Origin of the sequence: Streptomyces sp. NPDC058469 (assembly GCF_042721125.1) — a bacterium.
GTDB lineage: Bacteria > Actinomycetota > Actinomycetes > Streptomycetales > Streptomycetaceae > Streptomyces.
Genome location: NZ_JBHXME010000122.1, coordinates 18483 through 34308, shown reverse-complemented (window position 1 = coordinate 34308; position 15826 = coordinate 18483). Strand labels below are relative to the sequence as shown.

The following is a 15826-nucleotide window of genomic DNA, read 5'->3' as shown; positions in this document are numbered from 1 at the left end:
GTCTGGTGCGGGCCGGTCTTCGATCGAAGCACCCGGGGCTTCATGCCCGGGGGCCACTACCGAGGACCGGCGGCTGCGAGGCGCGCTTCTCCTCTTCGTGGTCGTGCTCTGTCGCACGTGGTCGTGCTGTGTCGTGCGTCCTGCGTTGTGCTACCACACTACAAAGCGTGAGTGACACTCCGCACGTTTCCGTACGTACGGTCAATCCGCACGTACGGCAAAGGGAGCGGCTCCCGATCGTTTCGGGAACCGCTCCCTTCACGGCGTCTTACTTGGCGCCCGCAGCACCGCGGCGGATGCCCAGGCGTTCCACCAGCGCACGGAAGCGCTGGATGTCCTTCTTGGCCAGGTACTGGAGCAGCCGGCGGCGCTGACCGACCAGGATCAGCAGACCACGACGGGAGTGGTGGTCGTGCTTGTGGGTCTTGAGGTGCTCGGTCAGGTCCGAGATACGGCGCGAGAGCATGGCGACCTGGACCTCGGGGGAGCCGGTGTCGCCCTCCTTCTGACCGAACTCACTGATGAGCTGCTTCTTCGTAGCGGCGTCGAGCGACACGCGTACTCCTCGTAGTCTGAGATGTGCCACCGAGTGCCCCTGGTCCACATCTCAGGGGAGCTTCCAAAACTCGGGAGGCGGGATCCGTTGGGCGCTGCCTCCAGAGCGGTGAACTCCGGGGGTGCGTACACAAACGGCCGCTACACAGCGTACCAGCCTGGGGGGATGCCTCGGTCCAGCTCCCTGAAGGGCCCTGACCGGGGCGGATACGGCCACTAGGGTGACTTCCATCCATGGATGGAAGTCACCCTCCATGGATGGAAGCGTGGAACACGTCGGTTCGTCCGGAAGGGGTCGCTTCGCCATGGCGGAGACGGAGCAGGAGATCAAGGCACGCAAGGAGCGCGAGCGGGACGAGCTGTACGCCCTCGACATCTCGGGTGTCGAGTGGCGCAGCGCGCCGGGCACGGAGGAGCACGAGGAGCGCGTCGAGATCGCCGACCTGCCCGACGGCGCCGTGGCCATGCGCTCGTCGCTCGACCCGGAGACCGTGCTGCGGTACACGGAGGCGGAATGGACGGCCTTCGTGCTGGGCGCCCGGGACGGCGAGTTCGACCTGGAGCCGGCTCCGGAGGAGCAGCAGTAGTTCGTACGACGCGGCAGTCATACGAAGAGGAGGGGCGGCACGCGTGTGTGCCGCCCCTCCTTCATGTCTACGACCTCTTCATTTGCTGGTCATGGCCCGTGCCCGCGCGTACACGTCGAAGACGGCCAGGGACAGCGGGATCAGGGTGAGCAGGACGAAGCTCTCGGCGATCTCCAGGAAGCGGCCCCAGAAGGGGGTGATTCCGCGGCGCGGGGTGATCAGGCCGATCGCGGTGACCAGCGCGGTGGCGGCGGCGACCGCCGCCGCGAGCCAGACGCTGCGGATGTCGAGGGAGTTCGCGTCGCCCAGGACCGCGTCCCGCACGTACGCGTGCGGCGGGTTCAGGGCGAGGCCGAGGCCCAGGAAGACGAGGGCGGCCAGGCCCGCGGCGAGGGTGGCGCCGACCTGGGCGGTGTAGCGGAACAGGTGCGCGCGCATCAGCATCGCGATGCCGGTGGCGAGGGCGAGGAGCTGGGCCCAGATGTCGCTGGAGAAGCCGAGGACGATCGAGGCGCCGACGGAGACGAGGGCGCAGCCGCCGACCAGACCGACGAGGAGTTCGTGGCCGCGCCGGGCACGGGCGGCGATGCGCTCGGCGTCGACGGGCTCCTGGGCCACGGGTTCGCCGTCGCCGTAGCCGCCGCGGTTGGGGTTGGGCGGTTCGAAGCCGATGGGGAGGCGGGCGAAGCGCATGGACAGGCCCGGCAGGAAGGCGAGCGCGCACACGGAGAGCGGGGCGCAGACGGCGGCCGTCTCGATGGGCTTGAGGTGGGTGAGCATCGCGACGAAGGTCGTCAACAGGCCGATCGCGGAGGCGAAGACGAAGGCCACGAAGGGGCCGTCGCCACCGGGCGAGACCAGGGTGAGGACGACGGTGGCGACGAGGACGGCCGCGCAGGCGAGCAGGAACTGGAGCCGCCCGATGCCTTCTCCTTCGGAGAAGGGGAGCAGTCCGGAGCCCGCCACGGCGATGTTCGGGAGCGCGCCCAGGCCCAGGGCGACCGCCGAGCCCCGGTCGTCGTACACACGCGCGCGTACGCAGGCGATCGTGACGAGGAGGATGCCGGCGAGGCCGGCGACGATGCCCTGGAGGCTGTTCATGTCGTGGCGGATCTGGGAGCTCCAGGCCACGAACGCGAGCAGCGCGGGCAGGATGCCGCCCGCGACGAGACCGGCGGCGCGCGTCAACTCGCCGTTCCACAGGGCACGGTCACGGGTGACGGCCGAGGCGACCGCCTCGGAGACGTCGTCGTAGACGGCCGGCGGCAGCGAGTCGGCGAAGGGGCGCAGGGTGAGCAGCTCGCCGTCGAGGATGCGCTGCGCGGCGAAGGAGCGGGCGCCGTCGAGGACGGTGCCGTCGCGGCGGACGAGGTGGTAGCCGACCGGGGCACCCTCGGCGAGGCTCTGCTGGGAGAGCCGCAGGATCTCCGGGTACAGGTCGGCGACCGGTACGTCGTCGGGCAGGGCCACGTCGATCCGGCTGTCGGGCGCCACGATGGTGACGCGGCAGAAGCCGAACCCCATGCCCGCTGCGGAAGGGGCTCCGGTGCCCGTTCCGCCGGTCGCGCCGGCCGGCGCGGAGGCCGTGATGCTCACCTGCTGTTCCCCCTCGTCAGTGACGGACGGTTCGCGAAGCTGCCGCGCGCATCCGCCGTAAAGATCCTGTGTAGGTCGTGCCGTGCCACCCGTCTCACCGGTCAACAGCGCCGTCGCGCCCGGGACTCAACGGGATCCGCCTGCTTGGAACGCTGCGGTTTTGCCCGGTTTTCCCGGAACGATTCGCAACTGCTCACACGTCTCACGGGCACCCTACCGCCCGCCGTTGTCAGTGGTTGTCAGTAGGATCACGCAGTGCGGATCGGCGTCCGCCCGACACGGGGCGGCGGACGAAACAACTCGGTCCGGCAAGGGAATTGGTGCGTAGTGAGCCAGATCGTCGTCAAGCGCCCGCCGAGGTCGCTGCCGAAGGAAGTGCCCACGGACGAGGTCATGCTGCAGGCCCCGCCGGAGCTTCCGCGCGGCCAGCAGGAGGGCGCTCTGATGCAGCTCCTGCCCATGCTCGGCATGGGCGGGTCGGTGGTGTTCTTCTTCAACCCCAGTGCCCAGCCCTTCATGAAGATCATGGGCATGGTGATGATCGCGTCGACGCTCGCCATGGGCGTCTCGATGCTGGTGCGCTACCGCCGGGGCAACCAGGGGCAGATGGCCGACATGCGCCGCGACTACCTGCGCTATCTGTCGCAGACCCGGCGTACGGCCCTGGAGACCGCGCGCTCCCAGCGCGACGCCCAGTACTACCTGCACCCTTCGCCGGAGCAACTGTGGGCGTTGGTCGCCGAGGGCAGCCGCGTGTGGGAACGGCGCACGAACGACGAGGACTTCGGGCAGGTGCGGGTCGGTCTCGGCCCGCAGGGGCTCGCCACTCCGCTGATCCCGCCGGACACCGCGCCGGTCGACGAGCTGGAGCCGCTCACCGCGGGCGCGATGCAGCGCTTCCTGGCCACGCACGGCACCCTTGAGGACCTGCCGATGGCGGTCTCGCTGCGCGCCTTCTACCACGTGACGATCAGCGGCGAGCCGGTCACCGTGCGCGGCACCGCCCGCGCGGTCACCGCCTCCCTCGCCTCGCTGCACTCCCCCGAGGACCTGGTCATCGCCGTCGCCACCGGGCGCCAGTCGGTGCCCGAGTGGGAGTGGGCCAAGTGGCTGCCGCACGCGCAGGCGCAGGGCCTCGCGGACGGCGCGGGCAGCATGCGCCTGATCGCGACCGACCCTATGGAGCTGGAGGAGATGCTGGCCGACCGCCTCCAGGGCCGCCCGCGTTTCCACCCCGCCGGGGCGCCGGTGCCCGAACAGCCGCACCTGGTGGTCGTGTTGGACGGCGTCTCCCTGCCGCCGACCTCGTTCCTGGCCGGCCCCGAGGGCCTCCAGGGCGTGACGATCGTCGAGGTCCTGCCCGGCGACCTCAGCAGCGGCCGGGGTGACCTCTCGGTCGTCGTCCACCCGAAGGAACTGCGCCTGGAGTCGGGCCACGGCATGGTCTACGAGGGCACGCCGGACGTGCTGTCGTACGAGGCCGCCGAGGCACTCGCCCGCCAACTGGCGCCGCTGCGCATGGTGTCGGGTGGTGACGACGACGAACCACTGCTCGCCAACCTGGAGTTCACGGATCTGCTGAACCTGGGCGACGCGGCCTCCGTCGACCCCAAGCGGACCTGGCGACCGCGCTCCACGGCCGAGCGGCTGCGCGTGCCGATCGGGCTCGGCGAGGATGGCCGGCCCGTGATGCTCGACCTCAAGGAGGCGGCCCAGGAGGGCATGGGCCCGCACGGTCTGTGTGTCGGCGCGACCGGTTCCGGCAAGTCGGAGCTGCTGCGCACACTGGTCCTCGGCCTCGCGGTGACCCACTCCTCGGAGACGCTGAACTTCGTCCTCGCGGACTTCAAGGGCGGTGCGACCTTCGCCGGTATGGCGCAAATGCCGCACGTGGCAGCCGTGATCACCAACCTGGCCGACGACCTGACCCTCGTCGACCGTATGGGTGACTCGATCCGCGGCGAGTTGAACCGCCGCCAGGAGATGCTCCGCGACGCGGGCAACTACGCCAACATCCACGACTACGAGAAGGCGCGCGCGGCGGGTGCCCCCTTGCAGCCCGTCCCGTCCCTCGTCCTGGTGATCGACGAGTTCAGCGAACTCCTCACCGCCAAGCCGGACTTCATCGAGATGTTCGTGCAGATCGGCCGCATCGGCCGTTCGCTGGGCGTGCATCTGCTGCTGGCCTCGCAGCGCCTGGAGGAGGGCCGGCTGCGCGGCCTGGAGACCTACCTGTCGTACCGGATCGGTCTGCGCACGTTCTCGGCGGCCGAGTCGCGGGCGGCGCTCGGTGTGCCGGACGCGTACGAGCTGCCGAACGTGCCGGGTTCCGGGTTCCTGAAGTACGGCACCGACGAGATGGTGCGCTTCAAGGCGGCGTACGTCTCCGGGGTGTACCGCACGAGTTCGCAGCAGTCCGCCGCGCTCGGCGGGCCGCTCCCGGTGGACCGCCGACCTGTGCTGTTCACAGCGGCGCAGGTGCCGGTGCAGTACGCGCCGCCCGTGCCGCGGCAGCGTCAGGAGGAGGCGGCCGAGGAGAAGGACGACGCGCTCGCCGACACCGTGCTCGATGTGATCGTGCGCCGTCTTGAGGCACAGGGTCCGGCCGCCCACCAGGTGTGGCTGCCCCCGCTGGACAGCCCGCCGTCGCTCGACTCCCTGCTGCCCGGACTCGCGGCGGTACCGGGGCGTGGCATGACCCAGCCCGGCTACGAGGGCGCGGGCCGCCTCGTCGTCCCGGTCGGCCTCGTCGACAAGCCGTACGAGCAGCGGCGCGACCCGCTGTGGACCGACTTCGGTGGCGCGGCCGGCCATATGCAGATCCTCGGCGGCCCGCAGTCCGGCAAGTCGACGCTGCTGCGCTCGCTGATCGCGTCGTTCGCGCTCACCCACACCCCGCACGAAGTGCAGTTCTACGCACTGGACTTCGGCGGTGGCGGCCTGTCCGCCGTGGCCGCTCTGCCGCACGTCGGCGGGGTGGCCTCCCGCCTCGACCCGGAGAAGGTCCGGCGTACGGCGGCCGAGGTCTACGGCGTGATGACCCGCCGCGAGGAGTACTTCCGCGCGGCGGGAATCTCCTCGATCGCGGAGTTCCGCACCCGCCGCGCGCGCGGCGACATCTCCGTCACGGACCAGCCCTGGGGCGACGTCTTCCTCGTCATCGACGGCTGGGGCAACTTCCGTACGGACTATGAGGCGTTGGAACCGACCGTGCTGGACATCGCGGCGCGCGGCCTCGGTTACGGCATCCATGTGATCCTCACGGCGTCGCGCTCCATGGAGGTCCGCGCAAACATGAAGGACCACCTGATGAACCGCCTGGAGCTGCGGCTCGGCGATCCGATGGACTCGGAGTTCGACCGCAAGGTCGCGGCCAACGTGCCGACGGGCGTGCCCGGTCGGGGCCAGACCCCGCAGAAGCAGCACTTCATGGCGGCGGTCCCGCGCATCGACGGCCTGTCCTCCGACACGGACCTCGCGGAGGCTACGACGGCACTCGCGGCCGAGGTCGCCCGCCACTGGCAGGAGCCGGGTGCGCCCGAAGTCCGCCTGCTCCCGCGCGAGTTCGCCGCCGCCCAGCTCCCGCCGGGCGACCGCTTCCCGAACCGGGGCGTCTCCTTCGCGCTCGACGAGGACAACCTGGAGCCGGTGTTCGTCGACTTCGACCAGGACCCGTTCTTCCTGGTCTTCGGCGAGAGCGAGTCCGGCAAGTCGAACCTGCTCAAGCTCATCATCAAGCGCCTCACCGAGCGCTACGACGGCAACGCGTGCAAGCTCTTCGTGGTCGACAACCGGCGTTCCCTGCTGGGCGTGACCCCACCCTCGCACCTGGCCGAGTACATCCCCATGTCGAACCAGATGCAGCACCACATGGACGCGCTGGCCGACCTGATGCAGCGCCGGACGCCCACGTCGGACGTCACGCCGCAGCAGCTCCGGGACCGGAGTTGGTGGCATGGCCCGCAGGTGTTCGTGATCATCGACGACTACGACCTGGTGTCCACGTCGAGCGGCAACCCGCTGTCGGGCCTGACCGAACTCCTGCCGTTCGCCCGGGACGTGGGCGTGCGCTTCGTCATCGCCCGCTCCACGGCGGGTGCGGGGCGCGCCGGTTACGAGTCGTTCATGCAGCGGATGAAGGAACTCGGCGCCCAGGGCGTGGTGTTGGCGGGCGACCCGGCCGAGGGCGACCTCCTGGGCGGCCTGCGGCCGCGGCCGATGCCCGCCGGGCGTGGCGTGTTCGTCTCCCGCAAGCGCGGCAAGCCGCTGGTCCAGATCGGGCAGGTCCCGGACACGGTGGAGTGAGGGCGGGGGCGGCACGGAAACAGCGCTTCCCGTGCTCGACCCCGCACACGTTCGCCGAACGGTCGGCGGCGCGGCACGGACGTACTGCCCGCGCCTCGCGCACGAAGCGCTGGACGAGATCGATGTCGTGGGCGAGTTCGGGACGCAGCACCTTGACGCCGGCGAGGGTGCCGGTGGCGACCTGGTCGATGTAGACCTTGCCCATGCCGCCTTCGCCGAGGACACCGAGGAGGCGGTAGGGGCCGAGGCGGACCGGGCCGCCGGTGCCGAGAGGGTTCATCGCGGGGTCCTTCTTCGGGTGCGGCGAGGCGGTCACCTGAGGGGAGGCGGACAGCCGATCGTCGTCCACGGCGAGGATCGTCCGGGCCTCCGGATACTCGTGGAACTGTTTTCCGGTTGTCCGACACGTGAGTACGGTGCCGTGACTCGCCAGGCTCACCGCCCTCAGTTGCAGCCCGTTCTTGTAGTACGAGTAACGGGTGCTGGCGACCGGTCGCCAGACGGTGTACGCCTGTTGAGCCTCGGTGGTACCTCCCGCCACAGGACCGTGCCCCGCGCCACGTCGACCGCCGTGAGCCCGATGCCCGATGCCCGATGCCCGAACTGATGGTGTACAGCACGCCGTTCTTGAGCGTCGGCGGTCCGTAGATCTGCCCGAGCGCGGTGGCCCACGCCTGTGTCCCGTCGATCAGGCGCAGCGCCTGGAGCTGAGAACCCCCGAGGTAGAGGTAGTTGTCGTCTGCGGCCCACTCGCTCCGGAGCGCGTCGGGCGCGTTGACGTTGTACGGCTTGTCCCACAGGACGGCTCCGCTGCGCGCGTCCCGTACGTCGAGGTGCGTCTGCGACTCGTCCAGAGTCTGGAGGGTCACCAGGTACTCGCCGGCGACCTTTGCGGCGAGGAAGTTCAACTTCCAGCTCCTTCTTGCCCGTTGCGGCAACAGCCGCGTCCACAGCGTCCGGCCGGTCTTGAGGTCGGCGGCGCGCGGGGTACAGGTCCGCGCGGGCAAAGAGCCTTTGTCGGCCGGGACTTGCCCCTGAGCCGCCGCCAGGTACGCGATGTGGTGTGAGACGCACAGGAGTTGGTTCGGCACGAGCGCGGGCGTGGCGTCGGCGAAGCTGGCAGAAGTCGGCTGCGCGTACTCCTGGGGTCTCGTTCCAGGTGTCGATCGCGATCGACTCCGTCGGCCTGACGGGGTCGTGACCGAGCAGGTACAACTGCCCGTCCTGTACGGCCGTCTGCCACCAGTTCGTCGTGATGACAACGTTCCGCTGGAGCCGCCCAGTTGACGGATCACGGATCGAGGCGTTTGGCGGTCGAGTTGAACGGCAGCCAGATCGAGCTGTAGGCCTGGTAAGGCATGAGCAGCCGCCAACCCAGGACGTTGAGGCCGCCGTTGCCGTCGCTGCGACCACTATCGCTGCTGCTGTCGCTGCCTTCGTACTGCCACAGCGGGTCGAGATTGCGTGTCGGCGCGGCGACTTTCTAGCCGGAGAGCCGCCACTCCCCCGGTACCACCACACGCCACCCACAGCCGCGGTCACGGTCACGGTCACGGTCACGGTCACGGCGAACGCCCCGCCCACGGCCAGGAATCCGCGGCGCGACGGCCTCCGCCCGGCCACCGCGGTGACCGCGACGGCGCTCTCCTCGACCGCCGGCGCGGGCAGCCGCTGTGGCACGATCCGCCATATGTCGGCGGCCCGCCTCCCGATCTCCGCGAGCAGGGCGTCGGGCGGGTGCTCGGTGAACTCGCCTCTGCCGTCGTGCAGTTGGGCGGCGAGCTCCGCCACGGAGGGCCGCTTCTCCGGCTCCTCGGCCAGGCACTGGGCGAACAACGGCACGAGCGGGGCCGGTACTTCGCGCAGATCGGCCTCCGCGTACCGCACCCGGTACAGCGGATCCGCCGACTGCCCGCTCCCGAACGGAGCGCGCCCGGTGACCGCGAACACGAGCACACCGGCCAGCGCGAAGACGTCACCGGCCGCGTCGTGTTGCTGCCCGGTAACCTGCTCCGGGGACATGAACGCCGGAGTGCCGACGGCGGCGCCGGTGGCGGGTCAGCGGGTCGTCGCCGATGGCCCGCGCGATCCCGAAGTCGATGACCTTTGGGCCGTAGGCGGTGACGAGGATGTTGGACGGTTTCAGGTCGCGGTGCACGACGTCCGACCGGTGCAGCGCCGAACACAGGGCGGCACCCAACGCCCGCACCGACCTCTCGGGCAGCGGACCCGCACCCCGGACGGCCTCGTCGAGAGCGGGCCCGAGCACGAACTCCGTTGCCAGCCAAGGTGTTTCACCGAGCGGGTCAGCGTCCACGACCTGGCCTCCGAAGCGGTTCCCTATGACCCGCGCCGCGTCCACTTCGAGCCGGAACCGGGTGCGGGCGCCCAATTGGGTCGCGATCGCGGCATGCATGGTCTTGAGCGCGACCGTACGACCATCGGCGGCACGCGCCACGCACACGGTGCCCATGCCGCCGCTCCCGAGCCGGGCGATGAGCCGGTACGGGCCGAGGGGAACGGGATCGTCGTGGGTGAGAGGTGCCGTCGGCATCGGGCTCTTGTCGTCAGGGGCTGGGGAACCGCAGCCGGATACGACAAGCCCGACCGCGCCTACTCGGACAACTGCACCTCGGCGGCCAGCACGGAGGCCGACTGATGGACGACGGCGGCGACGATCCGGCCGGGCAGCCAGTCGGCACCGAGCAACAAGTCGGCACCGAGCCGCCCCGAACCCGGCGGGAACGGCAGTTGGGGAGTCGGACGCCAGTTCCCCGATGATGTCGGAGAGTTGAGGACGATGTGCCGGATCCCGGGCCAGACACCGCGCCACCAGCGAGCACAGCGCAGCTGGCAACTCCCCTCGCTCCGGCGCCGCGTGGCCCGTCGCGGCGTACGCGAGCGTCACACCCAGCGCGTATACGTCCCCCAACGGCCGCGGCTGCCCACCGCCCGCCTGCTCGGGCGCAAGGCGCGCAAGGTCAAGCCCGGGCACCCCAAGCCGCGGAACCCCGTCCGGCGCGGCGGCCGAACGGCCCCGAAACACCCGAGCCGAGGCCCATCAACGGCAAGCAACACACCAGCCGAACAGACCCCCGCATGCGTCAACTCCTGCCCGTGCATCACCGCGAGCGTCTGGGCCAGCGCTACGGCGAGTGCGCGCAGCGTCCGCTCGGGCAGGGGCCGCCGTTGACGGCGAGGGCGATGGGGAGAGGGCGGGGTCTAGGGGCGGGCGTGCCAGGGGGTGGGGTTGGATTCGGGCGGGGGCGGCGAGTTGGGGTGTGGGGTTGGTGGCAGGCGCGGTGTGTTCGGTGGTGGATTCGGCGGCAGGCGCGGCGAGTTGAGTGGTGAGCTCGGCGGCGGATTCAGCGGCGCACGCGGCGAGTTCGGTAGCGGGGAAGACCCAGGGTCCGAGGAGGTAGCGCGAGGTGGCGGCCTCGGCCATGAAGCGCTGTGGGTCGGTGCTCGGGAGGTGGGTGCTCAGCAGTACGGTGCGGTCGCCGTCGGCGCTGCGGGCGATGTAGCGGCGCTCAGGGACGGGGGTGTGGGCGGGGAGGTGGCTGTCGAGCCGGGTGACGACTGTGTAGGGGCCGATCTGCCGTGCAGGGGACGGGAGTTGTCCGCATTCCGACGTGGGCATGGCTTCCGGCATGGGCTTGGGAACGCGCTCACCTTCTCGTCCATGGGTCGGTACGGCAGGGCTCGGCTCCGTACTGCATGGCTTGGTACGGCAGCGGGGTGGGCGCCTCCCGCGCGCGCCCACCCCGGTTTCTGCAACGATCCTCGGCCCTACTGGAAAGGTCCTACTGGAAGTAGCTGGCGGCCTTCTTGTCGCCTTCCATGTAGGTACCGCCCGACGTGTGCACAACGTGGCCGATGCCGGTCAACGCCGTGTGGATGTCGTTGGCTTCCTTGTCCCACTTGTGCAGCTTCTCGTTGAAGGTGTTCTGCGCGTCACCCTCCCAGTACTGCAGGCTCTTCACGACCAGCGCGCGAAGCTCCTGGAGGTCCTGCTCCAGCTGCTTCGCCTCGTTGCCGATCTTGGTGGCCGCGAAGTCCAGCCCGTCATAAGTGACGGAAAGGCCGTCGGAGTTACGGCTCATGCGTGTGTACCTCGTCTCGTTCGTATGGGACCGATGCGGCCAATGAGGCCGGTGGAGTTTGATGCCACGTGGTGGTGCGGTGCCGTGTGATGCTGCGCGGCGGCGTGTGATGGCGCGTGGCTCAGTAGGAGCTCAGCGAGGACACGGTCGGCGCGCCGTCCTGGACGTCAATCTTGTTGACCGCCGCGCGGACCTCGTCTTCCTTGCTGTCCTTGATGTTGCGCGTCGCGGTCATCGCCTCGATGACGTCACCGAGGATGGTGCCGATCTTCTGCAGCGACTCGTTGATCTCGTACTGCTTCTTGTCGAACGCGGCACGACCGATACCGTGCCACTGGCCCTCAAGCCCGTCGATCACACCCTGAAGCCCGTGCACGCGCTTGGCGATGCCGTCGTACTTGTCGAGCATCTGCTTCTGGATATCGACTACTGCGGCATCTTCGAGCTTCTGCTTGTTGGACATAGTCAGCTCACCCTTCTTGTGTTGACTGATTCGCGGTCTGGCTGGAGATCCCGGCTACCTGGCCCGTCGTGCGCGCGTTACGGCTACGCCTGCGCCGGCGATGAGAATCAGTGCGGCTGCGGCGCCGATGGTGATCCAGAGTGTGTTGGTGTTGTTGGACGATTCGGCCGCGCTTGATCCTGCTGCTGAGGTGCCGCCGGTAGAAGTCCTTTGCTGGGCCCGTGACGTGGTTGAGGCAGACGGCGAGGGTGAGGATGCGGAGTTCGCCAGGAGATCCCCGCCGTTGTCCTTCGCAAGGGGATCGACGTTCGCCGGGCCGGCATCGTAGTTGGCGTTTTCGAGGACTACACGGGGCCTGATGAACCCGTAGCCCGCGTACTTACTTGGGTCGTCCTTCGCCCAAGTGCGACCGGCGGTGTCGATCAGGGAGCGGGTGACCTGGTTCACCGTCCAGTTGGGGTGAGCCGACCAGATCAGCGCGGCAGCGGCGGAGGTGAGGGCGGCGGCCGCGCTCGTACCCTTGCTGTCGCAGTAGGCGCGGAAGGTGGCGTTGCACCACGCGGGGATCTCAGCACCCGGCGCCGCGACGTCGACATAGTTTCCATATGAGGAGAACTTCGACACCGTCAAAGACTCATCGGCCGCTGCAACACCGATTACATAGGGATAGCCAGCCGGATAGTCGATGAAGTTGGTCTTCCCATCATCAGCGTTGTTACCGACAGCGGCGATCAACAGCTTCCCCTTGGAGGCGGCGTAGTCAATAGCCGCTTCGTCCTCCTCCGTGGTCATGCCGCCGAACGACATGCTGATGATCTTCGCGTCGGTGTCGGCAGCCGCCCTGAGGGCTTCCGCAGGCTCGGGCGTCTTGTCCTTCTCCGCCCCGCTCTTGAGACCCTCCAACTGCACGCGATACGGGACGATCTTCGCCCCGGGCGCCAGTCCCTGCAATCCCCCGCCCGATCCTGTACCCGCGATCAGCTCTGCCATGGACGTTCCATGCCCGTCGTAGTCAACCGTGGCGTGGTAGGCGACCGCCTTGGGAACGTCATCGGCCAGGACCTGTCCCTTGAGCGAGGGTGTATTTGCGTTCACCCCCGTATCGATGACAGCAACCTTGACGCCCTTCCCCGTGCTGACCTTCCACATCTTCTCGGCCTGCATCGTGTCCAGGTACCACTGCTTCGACTGCTCGTCGTACGCGGCAGCACTCGGGGCGAAACTCACACTCACAGCGGCCAGGGCGCCGACGACCGCGCCCGCGGCACGCGCTCGCCTTCCATAGCGCGCGCTGAGGAGCGCAGCCTGCTCGGCTCGTCGGCTGGTCCCTGACTTCATGGCGTTGTCTGTCCTCGCTCGTGTTCAGTTGACAGCCGGCGGCACGTCGCGCCGCGGCTTGGCGGGCAGGTCTGTCTCTTCGTCTTCGACCAGATAGTCGGGACGCGAGGCCCGCTCCGCGTCTCTCCTGCCATCAGGCTTGCTCTGGTTACCGGGCCCGCGGACGAGACCTGCACCTCCACGCGTCATGCCGTTCCGTTCGGCCCCGGCGATGGAGTTGCGTGCGGTTGGCCTGCCTGTGACGGTCTCGGACGCGCCCGTGCCAGGACGTGCGGTGGTCGACCGGTTCGAGCCGGGCCTCGCGGCGGGATCTGACGCCCCAAAGACACCGCGCTGCCCCGGTCGGCCAGTCGCAGGTCGTGCGTTGGCTGTTTCCTCAGCGCCGACGACCGTGCCGCGCGGAATCCTCGACCCGCCCTTTGCCGATGTGCCAGCTTCGTTCGCGGCTCGTCCGCCCACCACACCGTTTGCACGGCCTGCGCCTGTACTCGGAGCACCGTTGGCTCGTGGTGCTGCAGTGCCACCTGCCCGTGGCGTACCGCCGGTGACACCGCCGCGGCCCATCGCGGACGGCTTCGCTCCCGAGGCAGGGCCCTTGCCCAGCGACCGACCTGTCTCCGTCGCGCGGCCCATCTGACTCGTGGGTCCCCGGCCGGTGGGTCGCCCCGTGCCGGAGTTGCTCGCACCAGGCGTACCGGCTCGCCCCTGTGCAGATGCAGGGGAGCGGAAGCCACCTGATCCACTTGCACCCTTGCCCTGGAGGCCGCCGGGAATCGGGGTCCCGAAGCCGGTCTCGAAGGCGTTGTTCGAGCCGCCGCCTGTTACAGGAGTGCCCATGGCTGGCGCGTTGTGACTGGTCGTGGGCACAGCCGTGGACGGCGGCAGCGTGCCGACACTGTCGATGTTCGTACCGACGGGAGTATCAGGGTGTGTGACCTGCTCGACGACGTGCTTCGAAGTTGTCGGTGTGCCGCTCTGGTCGTGCACGCCGGAGTTGCCCGCCGGTTTCACCGTTGAGTGGTGACCCGCGAGAGTTGTGCTTCCCGTACTACCTGGGGCAGACCTTCCAGGGGCAACGACCTCGGAACGCTTGGGCCGCGGTACTCCCACGTTGGGCATGCTCTTGAACTCAGGAGCCGACTTGTTCAGCTCCACCAACTGGTCTCGGGAGACCGCGTAGTAGGACGACAACCGATTCATCTGGTTGATCGCCTCTTGGCGATCCTTCTCTACGCGTACGGCAGTCGCGTACTCGCTTTTGTCCGCGACCTTTTCAGTCTCCGTGAACTTCTCGGGGCGCTTCCGGACCACTTTCGTATCGGGGGCGGGCATGGCACTGCGTACAGAGGCCAGGCCCACAGCGGCAGCAGTGATCTGATCTCCCGCGCCTCCGGCGAAAACACTCAAGGCATGCGTGCTGAGGACGAGTTCACCGCCCCAGTCGTGAAAGGCCTCGCCCGACTTTCCCGACCACTGGACCGTGCTGATGTGACCACTGAGCTCCTCGGCTGCAGCCTTGATGGCGTCACGCGCGTCCCACAGCGCCTTGCCTGAGGACTCCAGGTCTTCCGGGTTCGTCCGCTGGACCAGGTCGACCATCTCGTTGAGGTCGTAGTGCTCGAAGCTCGTACGACCGTGCATGGCTTGCCCATACGAGGTGACATCGACTGCAGAGCGCACGATGTCACGGAAGAGCCCGCCGCCGCGTGGCCGTTCCTCGACGCCCCGAGCGAAGTCGGTGAAGTGATTCAGGTCGGAGACCCGGTCAAGGTCTGCCTTGTGCTGATCGTCGGTCATCGTCACCCCTTCAACTTGGTGCCGTCGCCGTCGCGCTTGGCGCCTGTGGGGCTCTCGGCGGCCTGGACATCCTGGATCTCCGACTGGATCACCCAGAACCGCCGACGCTGATCCTCTTCAAGGTTGTCGAAGCCGTGCATCGCACCCTGCACCGCGATACCGATCGCCTCGATCTGCAGATGCAGAGTCCTGGAGAGGGAGGTGAGCTTGTCGTGAACCGCGTGGTACTGGTCATACAGGCCGTCTGCCTCATGGAAGGCGCCTCGCCCTCCGCTGTGGAGCGAACCGAGGTTGATCGTCTGGGCGCCCACCCGTGTCGGATTCCCCGCCGACCCCTCAAGATCACGCAGAACCTTGTCCACCCGGTTCACGAAGACGGACAACACATCTCCGCTGACCTCCAGGTCCTTGGCCCTGGTAGCCGACACGCCCCCCACCATGTCTGCCGGAAGCACGACGTTCCTCCCCGTTTCCCCGTACATCCATCGGCCGCGGCCCGACCGAGGACGCTCAATCACTCACCGTACGATCGCAAAGCGAGCCGCGTCTGACAACGCGTTTACCACTGTAGTCAACCTGTACATCGGGGCCAACCGGCCTGTGTGTTAACTCAGTTACGACACCGGACCAGGCGTCACATTTTGCCCGTTTTGCCGCCCGGCAGCTCGCGGATCATGCACCTTCAGTGGCGTTCCCCCATCACAGAGCAGCCAACCATGGCCATGCCAGACGGGGCGGACTCGACCCACCCCCCGATCTCCATCAAATTTCCACACGCGACGGGCGGGGCAGCGAAGGCAACGCCCCAGCCCGTTTGCACAGTTGCGCTCCCCGCCAGCCATCACCGCCATAAGGCACCTTCAGGCGCTCCACCAGCCACAAGCCACCGGGCATGGACCACGAGCCACCAGCCACCCGCCCCTCCCGACCTCCGGGCAGCACCTCAGGCCCCCCGACCCGCATCACGGTCGACCCGACCCTCGACCGCAAGATCGAGAAATCTTTGCGACTACAAAACCTGAGCCTGACAAACCGATTGCTACGTTGACGCGGACTTTCCCTGTCGCAGGCGCACTCATTGC

At 68.6% G+C, this 15826-nt stretch carries 12 protein-coding genes; 2 read left to right on the top strand and 10 right to left on the bottom strand.

Annotated features, from left to right (window positions below; all coding sequences use genetic code 11):
* Window positions 1-268: 268 nt before the first annotated feature.
* Window positions 269-556 carry a 30S ribosomal protein S15 gene (rpsO, locus tag ACFWP5_RS37490; RefSeq protein WP_168530506.1) on the bottom strand — a complete coding sequence of 96 codons (288 nt, stop codon included), beginning with the start codon at window positions 554-556 and terminating at the stop codon, window positions 269-271.
* Between the two features lie 304 nt (window positions 557-860).
* Between rpsO and ACFWP5_RS37485 the strand changes: the two genes are divergently transcribed.
* Window positions 861-1142 (top strand): DUF397 domain-containing protein, encoded by a 282-nt coding sequence (locus tag ACFWP5_RS37485; protein WP_019075417.1) that lies wholly within the window; start codon window positions 861-863, stop codon window positions 1140-1142.
* Window positions 1143-1220: 78 nt separating this feature from the next.
* On the opposite strand, the gene eccD is transcribed toward ACFWP5_RS37485, so the two are convergent.
* Window positions 1221-2738 carry a type VII secretion integral membrane protein EccD gene (gene eccD / locus ACFWP5_RS37480; RefSeq protein ID WP_384167260.1) on the bottom strand — a complete coding sequence of 506 codons (1518 nt, stop codon included), beginning with the start codon at window positions 2736-2738 and terminating at the stop codon, window positions 1221-1223.
* Window positions 2739-3065: 327 nt separating this feature from the next.
* On the opposite strand from eccD, the gene eccCa reads away from it, so the two are divergent.
* Entirely contained in the window at window positions 3066-7043 is a 3978-nt protein-coding gene (gene eccCa / locus ACFWP5_RS37475) for a type VII secretion protein EccCa (RefSeq protein WP_384167257.1), read from the top strand.
* Window positions 7044-7487: 444 nt separating this feature from the next.
* Here eccCa and ACFWP5_RS37470 read toward each other — a convergent pair whose 3' ends face one another.
* The 8 genes from ACFWP5_RS37470 to ACFWP5_RS37435 form a co-directional block, all read right to left on the bottom strand.
* Window positions 7488-9065: a hypothetical protein gene (locus tag ACFWP5_RS37470; RefSeq protein WP_384167256.1), complete on the bottom strand. Its 1578-nt coding sequence runs from the start codon at window positions 9063-9065 to the stop codon at window positions 7488-7490.
* Window positions 9019-9597: a protein kinase gene (locus ACFWP5_RS37465; RefSeq protein WP_384167254.1), complete on the bottom strand. Its 579-nt coding sequence runs from the start codon at window positions 9595-9597 to the stop codon at window positions 9019-9021. Before ACFWP5_RS37465 ends, ACFWP5_RS37470 begins: the two co-directional genes overlap by 47 nt.
* Window positions 9598-10104: 507 nt before the next feature.
* On the bottom strand, window positions 10105-10683 hold the full coding sequence (locus ACFWP5_RS37460; RefSeq protein WP_384167252.1) for a hypothetical protein: 579 nt from the start codon (window positions 10681-10683) through the stop codon (window positions 10105-10107).
* A 163-nt stretch (window positions 10684-10846) separates the two neighbouring features.
* A complete protein-coding gene (locus ACFWP5_RS37455; RefSeq protein ID WP_356064457.1) occupies window positions 10847-11146 on the bottom strand; it encodes a WXG100 family type VII secretion target in 300 nt (99 codons plus the stop codon).
* Window positions 11147-11267: 121 nt separating this feature from the next.
* Window positions 11268-11609: a WXG100 family type VII secretion target gene (locus tag ACFWP5_RS37450; protein WP_355924192.1), complete on the bottom strand. Its 342-nt coding sequence runs from the start codon at window positions 11607-11609 to the stop codon at window positions 11268-11270.
* A 54-nt stretch (window positions 11610-11663) separates the two neighbouring features.
* On the bottom strand, window positions 11664-12947 hold the full coding sequence (locus tag ACFWP5_RS37445; RefSeq protein WP_384167249.1) for a S8 family serine peptidase: 1284 nt from the start codon (window positions 12945-12947) through the stop codon (window positions 11664-11666).
* A gap of 24 nt (window positions 12948-12971) precedes the next feature.
* Window positions 12972-14744 carry a hypothetical protein gene (locus tag ACFWP5_RS37440; protein WP_384167247.1) on the bottom strand — a complete coding sequence of 591 codons (1773 nt, stop codon included), beginning with the start codon at window positions 14742-14744 and terminating at the stop codon, window positions 12972-12974.
* A gap of 2 nt (window positions 14745-14746) precedes the next feature.
* Window positions 14747-15172 carry a DUF2563 family protein gene (locus tag ACFWP5_RS37435; protein WP_384167244.1) on the bottom strand — a complete coding sequence of 142 codons (426 nt, stop codon included), beginning with the start codon at window positions 15170-15172 and terminating at the stop codon, window positions 14747-14749.
* Window positions 15173-15826 lie beyond the last annotated feature (654 nt).